9 protein-coding genes are annotated in these 8,080 nt (G+C 41.0%); all 9 read left to right on the top strand.

All coding sequences use genetic code 11. The features are described 5' to 3' along the window. Positions 1 to 289 (top strand): CPBP family intramembrane glutamic endopeptidase (locus tag ADF68_RS00070; RefSeq protein WP_049548106.1); only part of this gene is annotated, 289 nt, incomplete at its 5' end. Positions 290 to 359: 70 nt separating this feature from the next. Beyond that, positions 360 to 1,586, top strand: coding sequence for an MFS transporter (locus tag ADF68_RS00065; RefSeq protein ID WP_049548105.1), 1,227 nt, complete (start codon positions 360 to 362; stop codon positions 1,584 to 1,586). A gap of 158 nt (positions 1,587 to 1,744) precedes the next feature. Continuing rightward, positions 1,745 to 2,440, top strand: a complete 696-nt coding sequence (locus ADF68_RS00060; RefSeq protein ID WP_049548104.1) for an AzlC family ABC transporter permease — start codon at positions 1,745 to 1,747, stop codon at positions 2,438 to 2,440. Then, positions 2,430 to 2,753: an AzlD domain-containing protein gene (locus ADF68_RS00055; RefSeq protein WP_049548103.1), complete on the top strand. Its 324-nt coding sequence runs from the start codon at positions 2,430 to 2,432 to the stop codon at positions 2,751 to 2,753. Before ADF68_RS00060 ends, ADF68_RS00055 begins: the two co-directional genes overlap by 11 nt. Before the next feature lie 102 nt (positions 2,754 to 2,855). After that, positions 2,856 to 3,698, top strand: coding sequence for an amino acid ABC transporter substrate-binding protein (locus ADF68_RS00050; protein ID WP_045762539.1), 843 nt, complete (start codon positions 2,856 to 2,858; stop codon positions 3,696 to 3,698). A gap of 153 nt (positions 3,699 to 3,851) precedes the next feature. Further along, positions 3,852 to 4,706, top strand: a complete 855-nt coding sequence (locus ADF68_RS00045) for a MetQ/NlpA family ABC transporter substrate-binding protein (RefSeq protein WP_049548102.1) — start codon at positions 3,852 to 3,854, stop codon at positions 4,704 to 4,706. A 121-nt stretch (positions 4,707 to 4,827) separates the two neighbouring features. Beyond that, the gene (locus ADF68_RS00040) at positions 4,828 to 6,201 is read left to right on the top strand and encodes a M20 family metallopeptidase (protein WP_049548101.1); all 1,374 of its coding nucleotides are present in this window, start codon (positions 4,828 to 4,830) and stop codon (positions 6,199 to 6,201) included. After that, positions 6,194 to 7,255, top strand: coding sequence for a methionine ABC transporter ATP-binding protein (locus ADF68_RS00035; RefSeq protein WP_049548100.1), 1,062 nt, complete (start codon positions 6,194 to 6,196; stop codon positions 7,253 to 7,255). The genes ADF68_RS00040 and ADF68_RS00035 overlap by 8 nt, the downstream gene beginning before the upstream one ends. A 1-nt stretch (position 7,256) precedes the next feature. Further along, positions 7,257 to 7,949, top strand: a complete 693-nt coding sequence (locus ADF68_RS00030) for a methionine ABC transporter permease (protein WP_049548099.1) — start codon at positions 7,257 to 7,259, stop codon at positions 7,947 to 7,949. Positions 7,950 to 8,080: the final 131 nt, after the last annotated feature.

The following is an 8,080-nucleotide window of genomic DNA, read 5'->3' as shown; positions in this document are numbered from 1 at the left end:
TTTCTATCCTGTGATTGCAGGTCCCATTTTTGAAGAGATGATTTATCGTGGATTGGTGATGACCGCTTTGGAAAAAGGGAAAAAATGGGGACTGGATGTGCTCGGTTCGGCTACTTTATTTGGAATTCTGCATATCAGTAGTCATGGTTGGGTCTTGACAGACTTTTTCGTATATATGGGTAGTGGTCTAATAATGGCAGTCTTTTTTAGAGTGACAAAGTCTATTTATTGGCCTATTGGACTGCATATAGTTAATAATGCCATTGCTCAAATTTTACTCTTGCTGTAATTTTACTTGCTGAGTAATATTGGTCTATCCTTGGGGAATGCTTCCCATTTGAATTTAAAAAGGAGTTGTGATGAAAGTATTTATTCAAAATAGAGATTTTAGGCAATTAACCATCAACCAGTGGATTTCAACGATTGGGGATACGATTTTTTATCTGGCATTTCTGAATTATGTGGCAGATGCATCTTTTGCCCCTTTGGCGATTTTACTCATTACGATTTCAGAAACCCTTCCTCAAGTTCTACAAATCTTTCTGGGAGTTTTAGCGGATTTTCAACATCATCGTGTCCTAAAATATACAATTATTAGTTTTGCAAAATTTTTGCTTTACTCTATAGTGTCCCTATCGCTTTCAGGGCAGTCCTTTTCCTTGTTATTAGTAGCATTTATTTGTCTGATTAACCTCTTGTCTGACACATTGAGTTATTTTTCAGGCGCCATGCTCACTCCGATTTTCATTAGAATTATTGGAGAAGACCATCTGGCAGAAGCTATTGGATTTAAACAGTCAACTGTTAGTTTAGTGAAAACAATCAGTAATATTTTAGGAGGAGTCTTATTAGGTATTCTATCCATCCAGTTTATTTCCTTACTGAACGCTCTTACCTTTTTAATCGCATTTTTAGGTATCCTATTCATAAAAAATGATCTCTTGAAAGTAGAAAAAACGATTAGCTATCAAGAAGGACTCTCTGTAAAATCCTTTTGCCAGCATTTGGTCCAGTCATCGAAATTGATATGGAAGATGAATCAGGTACTCTTAGTTTTGTTTATTATCTCTATTAGTCAAGCAGTGATAAATGTTACAGTTCCTGTCTCTACTCTGTTTTTGAGGAATCAGCCCTTTTTGAATTTACAAACAGGTCAATCTCTTGCCTTGTTATCCACTCTTGAATTAGTAGCCCTTATTGTCGGAAGTCTTGTGAGTGGCTATCTGAAAAATACGATTTCTATAAAAACAGCTCTATATGCCTCACTTGTTATCCAGTTGCTTCTTCTAGTAGGATTTGCCACAGTTCGTTTTGACTGGATTCTTATCTTTAGTGCCTTGGATGCCTTTTTCGCAGGTATTCTCTCTCCTCGATTACAGGAACTCATTTTTAAACAAATACCTGAGGAGTCAATGGGAGCAGTTCAATCCTCTATTGGCGCCATTACGGTTGTTTTACCTAGCTTATTTACAATAGCTTTGGTAACCATTGCTACTAGCTTTGGAACTCTGGCAGTTAGCTTTGTTTTATTGCTATTCCTTCTAGTTGCCTTTACCATGCTCCTAAATATCCGTGAAAGTGTTTAGCGGAGAATTTGTATAATATATGTTTGAGACTGGCCTCCCAGTCTTTTTCTGTTCTTGTCAGTCAGCAGACTTTTTTCTATTTTACGAATATGTTATAATAATGTTTGCTGTGACTGTTTGAAAAGCAGCTGCTGAAGGAATGATTAGTGAGGAAGTCTATGAAAGAAAAAGGATTTTGGGAGGGTGTGCAAGCTGCGGTACCGACGGCTCTGGGATATGTCAGTATTGGTCTGGCCTGTGGGATTATTGGTGCGCCTTATGTGACACCTGTTGAGATGGGCTTGATGAGCCTCTTTGTTTATGCTGGGAGTGCCCAGTTTGCCATGATAGCCTTGATTGCAGTTCAAGCTCCAGTAGCTGCTATTGCCATGACGGTCTTTTTGATTAATCTGCGTCTCTTTTTGTTGAGCTTGCACGCATCGACTTATTTCCGTCATACCAGTCTCTGGCAAAATATTGGTATGTCTAGTCTCTTGACGGATGAGACTTACGGCGTTTTGATGGGCGAGTTGGTGCATACGGATAAGGTTAACCCTATGTGGATGCACGGGAACAACCTTAACAGCTATGTAGCTTGGTTTGTGGGAACAGTTGTCGGAACTGCTCTAGGTGGACTTCTACCAAATCCAGAAATTTTTGGCTTAGATTTTGCCCTAGTGGGTATGTTTATTGGGATTTTTACTTCCCAGTTTCAGATTATGCAAAAACGGATTTCTTTGCGCAATCTCTTCATAATTTTAGCAGTTGTAGCTGTATCTTTCTTTTTGCTCTTGACGGTGGTGTCTCAGTCATTAGCTGTCTTGTTTGCGACCTTGCTAGGTTGTACCATGGGGGTGGTCTTGGATGGTCAGTAAGTATATTTTAATGGCAATCGTCTTTTCTGGTTTGGTGACTTGGATTCCAAGAATGATTCCTTTCATCCTAGCCAAGTACAAGGGTCTGCCGCCTATTGTCGAGCGCTTTTTGAAATTTCTACCAGTTTCTATTATCTTTGCATTGATTTTATCAAGCGTGGTGACAGGAAAAGTTGGAAGTCTCCCGCAGATAAAGTGGTTAGACTTTTTAGCAGTCTTTCCAACGGCTTTTGTGGCCTTTCGTTATCGTAATCTGGTGGGGACCGTTCTCTTTGGGGTGGTCTTGATAGCAGTCCTACGTTTGGTCTTTTAATCAGCCATAAAGAAAACCTATCACAAATATAGAAATCATATAATAGCGTAATTCCTTTTTTTCTGTTAAGATAAGATTGTATTCTATTTTGGAGGAAATATCATGAAAAAAATCGTTAAATATTCATCACTTGCTGCCCTAGGGCTTGTAGCCGCAGGTGTATTGGCAGCTTGCTCAGGTGGTGAAAAGAAAGATGCTGCATCTGGTGAAGCAACATCTGGTAAAAAAGAAATCGTTGTAGCAACCAACGCGTCACCAAAACCATTTAACTATGAAGAAAACGGTGAGTTGACTGGTTTTGAGATTGAGGTTGTTCGCGCTATCTTTAAAGACTCTGACAAGTATGATGTCAAGTTTGAAAAGACAGAATGGTCAGGTATCTTTGCAGGCCTTGACGCAGATCGTTACCAAATGGCAGTTAACAACATTAGCTATACAAAAGAACGTGCAGAAAAATATCTTTACGCAGCACCAACTGCTAAAAATCCTAACGTTCTCGTAGTTAAGAAAGATGACAACAGCATCAAATCGCTTGATGATATCGGTGGAAAATCTACTGAAGTCGTTCAAGGAACAACATCAGCTAAACAGTTGGAAGAATACAACAAACAACACGCAGATAACCCAACTGTTCTTAACTATACAAAAGCTGACTTCCAACAAATCATGGGACGTTTGAGCGATGGACAATTTGACTACAAGATTTTTGATAAAATCGGTGTAGAAACAGTTATCAAAAACCAAGGTTTGGATAACTTGAAAGTCATCGAACTTCCAAGCGACCAACAACCTTACGTATACCCACTTCTTGCAAAAGGTCAAGATGAATTGAAATCATTTGTTGACAAACGCATCCAAGAACTCTACAAAGACGGAACGCTTGAAAAATTATCTCAACAGTTCTTTGGTGGTTCTTACCTTCCAGCAGAAGCTGACATCAAATAAGTTTGTAAATCATCCATTCTCTCGTAGATGGATGATTTTGTAACTTTTAGACATATAGTTTAAAACTATATATCTGACTATCTAATAACAATTTGTGAAATCAAACAAATTGTGAGATACTAGTACGGTATTATTTTTAAAGGAGAACGAATCATGAAAATCAAAAAATGGTTAGGCGTAGCAGCTATCGCTACAGTAGCAGGCCTTGCACTTGCAGCTTGCGGAAATTCAGACAAGAAAGCAGACAATGCAACTACAGTTAAAATTGCGACTGTTAACCGTAGCGGTTCAGAAGAAGCACGCTGGGACAAAGTTCAAGAATTGGTTGAAAAAGACGGAATTAAATTGGAATTCACAGAGTTTACAGACTACTCACAACCAAACAAAGCAACTGCTGATGGTGAAGTAGACTTGAACGCATTCCAACACTATAACTTCTTGAACAACTGGAACAAAGAAAACGGTAAAGATCTTGTAGCGATTGCAGATACTTATATCTCACCAATCCGCCTTTACTCAGGTAAAAACGGAGAAGAAAACAAGTACACTAAAGTGGAAGAAATCCCAGCAAACGGAGAAATCGCTGTACCTAACGATGCTACAAACGAAAGCCGTGCGCTTTACTTGCTTCAATCAGCTGGCTTGATTAAATTGGATGTTTCTGGAACTGCTCTTGCAACAGTTGCTAACATCAAAGAAAATCCAAAGAACTTGAAAATCACTGAATTGGACGCTAGCCAAACAGCTCGTTCATTGTCATCCGTTGATGCTGCTGTTGTCAACAACACTTTTGTTACAGAAGCAAAATTGGACTACAAGAAAGCACTCTTTAAAGAGCAAGCTGACGAAAACTCAAAACAATGGTACAACATCATCGTTGCGAAAAAAGATTGGGAATCATCACCTAAAGCTGATGCAATCAAGAAAATTATCGCAGCTTACCACACTGACGAAGTGAAAAAAGTCATCGAAGAAACTTCAGACGGCTTGGATCAACCAGTTTGGTAATAAGATATAAGAGGTGGGAGAGAATTTTCCGCCTCTTGCTTTTATATAGAGACTAAAGAAAAGGAATATTCACTTGTATTGATTCCAAAGGTACAAGTCCTAGTAGAAAGGTAGAGAGAAAATGGTTTTCCCTAGCCAAGAAGAACAAATTGAAAAATTTGAAAAGGATCATGTGGCCCAGCATTATTTTGAGGTTTTGCGTACCTTGATTTCTAAGAAGTCGGTCTTTGCCCAACAAGTCGGCCTTAAAGAGGTGGCTCGTTATCTAGGCGAGATTTTCAAGCGTGTAGGGGCTGAAGTTGAGATTGATGAGAGCTACACAGCACCTTTTGTGATGGCACATTTCAAGAGTTCACGACCAGATGCTAAGACCATCATTTTCTACAACCACTATGATACGGTACCAGCTGATGGTGACCAAGTGTGGACTGAGGATCCTTTTACTCTTTCTGTTCGCGATGGTATTATGTACGGACGAGGAGTTGATGATGACAAGGGGCATATCACTGCACGACTTAGTGCGCTGAGAAAATACATGCAAGATCATGACGATCTCCCTGTTAACATCAGCTTTATCATGGAAGGGGCAGAGGAGTCAGCCTCTGTTGACTTGGACAAATACCTAGAAAAGCACGCAGATAAGCTACGAGGCGCTGACTTGTTAGTCTGGGAACAGGGAACCAAAAATGCCTTGGAGCAATTAGAAATCTCAGGTGGTAATAAGGGAATTGTGACCTTTGATGCCAAGGTCAAGAGTGCTGATGTGGATATCCACTCCAGCTATGGTGGCATTGTGGAGTCAGCTCCATGGTATCTCATCCAAGCATTGACTAGTTTGCGAGCTGCAGATGGGCGTATCTTAGTTGAAGGTTTGTACGATGATGTGCAGGAGCCGAATGAACGTGAGTTGGCCTTGGTTGAAACCTATGCCCAACGCAATCCAGAGGAAATCAGCCAGATTTATGGCTTGGAATTGCCACTTTTACAAGAGGAGCGTACAGCCTTCCTAAAACGTTTCTTTTTTGAGCCAGCCCTTAATATCGAAGGGATTCAGTCAGGTTATCAAGGTCAAGGAGTTAAAACGATTCTACCAGCAGAAGCTAGCGCTAAGCTAGAAGTCCGCTTGGTTCCAGGACTTGAACCCCATGATGTTTTGGATAAAATCCGGAAACAACTAGACAAAAACGGCTTTGATAAGGTAGAATTGTACTATACCTTGGGTGAGATGAGCTATCGGAGCGATATGAGTGCGCCAGCCATTCTCAATGTGATCGAGTTGGCCAAGAAGTTCTATCCACAGGGCGTTTCAGTCTTGCCGACTACAGCTGGGACAGGACCTATGCATACGGTCTTTGATGCCTTAGAAGTACCCATGGTTGCCTTTGGGCTTGGAAATGCTAATAGCCGAGACCATGGTGGAGATGAAAATGTGCGAATCGCCGATTATTACACCCATATTGAATTAGTAGAGGAGCTGATTAGAAGCTATGAGTAGAGATATTATCAAGTTAGATCAGATCGATGTGACTTTTCACCAAAAGAAGAGAACTATCACAGCGGTCAAGGATGTGACCATTCACATCCAAGAAGGGGATATCTACGGAATCGTTGGATATTCTGGAGCAGGGAAATCAACCCTAGTTCGTGTTATTAACCTCTTGCAAAAGCCATCTGCAGGCAAAATTACCATTGATGACGATGTGATTTTTGATGGCAAAGTGACCTTGACGGCCGAGCAGTTGCGTCGTAAACGTCAAGATATCGGAATGATTTTCCAGCATTTTAACCTGATGAGCCAGAAAACAGCAGAGGAAAATGTAGCCTTTGCCCTCAAACACTCTGGTCTCAGCAAGGAAGAAAAGAAGGCTAAAGTAGCTAAACTGCTTGACTTGGTTGGTCTTGCGGACCGTGCCGAAAACTACCCTTCACAGCTTTCTGGAGGTCAAAAACAACGTGTGGCTATTGCGCGTGCCTTGGCAAATGATCCAAAAATCTTGATTTCAGATGAGTCAACCTCTGCCCTTGATCCGAAGACAACCAAGCAGATTTTGGCCTTGCTGCAAGATTTGAACCAAAAATTAGGCTTGACTGTTGTCTTGATTACGCATGAAATGCAGATTGTCAAAGACATTGCTAACCGTGTAGCAGTTATGCAGGATGGGCATTTGATTGAAGAAGGAAGTGTCCTTGAAATCTTCTCAGATCCTAAACAACCTTTGACTCAAGACTTTATCTCAACAGCGACAGGTATTGATGAAGCTATGGTCAAGATTGAGAAGCAAGAAATCGTGGAACACCTATCTGAAAACAGTCTCTTGGTGCAACTCAAGTACGCAGGCGCTTCAACAGACGAGCCACTTTTGAATGAATTGTACAAGCACTACCAAGTAACGGCCAATATCCTTTACGGAAATATTGAAATTCTTGATGGGACTCCTGTTGGTGAGCTAGTAGTTGTCTTGTCAGGAGAAAAAGAAGCTTTGGAAGGTGCCCAGGCAGCTATCCGTGAGGCTGGTGTGCAACTAAAAGTATTGAAGGGAGGGCAGTAAGATGGCAGAATTGATTAAATCATACTTACCAAATGTCTATAAGATGGGCTGGTCAGGTCAGGCAGGCTGGGGAACAGCTATCTACTTGACTCTTTATATGACGGTTCTTTCCTTTATCATCGGAGGTTTCTTAGGACTGGTTGCAGGGCTTTTCCTTGTCTTGACAGCTCCAGGTGGTGTCTTGGAAAATAAAGTTGTTTTCTGGATTTTGGATAAGATTACCTCTATTTTCCGTGCGGTACCATTTATCATTCTCTTGGCAGTCTTGTCACCCTTCTCTCATCTAATCGTAGGAACAAGCATTGGTCCAAATGCGGCTATCGTACCCCTATCTTTTGCAGTCTTTGCCTTCTTTGCCCGTCAAGTACAGGTGGTATTGGCTGAGCTAGATGGTGGTGTCATTGAGGCAGCTCAAGCTAGCGGAGCGACCTTCTGGGATATCGTGGGTGTTTACCTATCAGAAGGACTTCCAGACTTGATCCGCGTGACGACTGTAACCTTGATTTCACTAGTCGGTGAAACAGCCATGGCGGGAGCGGTCGGAGCAGGTGGTATTGGTAACGTAGCTATAGCCTATGGATTTAACCGTTACAATCATGATGTGACTATTCTTGCGACCCTCATCATTATCTTGATTATCTTTACGATTCAGTTCTTGGGAGACTTCTTGACCAATAAATTAAGTCATAAATAAAAAAGAGCCAGCTGGCTCTCAGATTGAAGAAAAAGTTCGTTGTGGACAATTTTCTTCAATCTTTTTCTTTTATAGTCAATTGAAACAAGAACAAGACAAAAGAGCCTCGAAAAAAGTACTACAACTTGGCA

The sequence above is a fragment of the Streptococcus pseudopneumoniae genome (assembly GCF_001068775.1).
GTDB lineage: Bacteria > Bacillota > Bacilli > Lactobacillales > Streptococcaceae > Streptococcus > Streptococcus pseudopneumoniae_N.
Note: the sequence above shows the minus strand (reverse complement) of the source record. Positions and strands in the feature narration are given on the sequence as shown.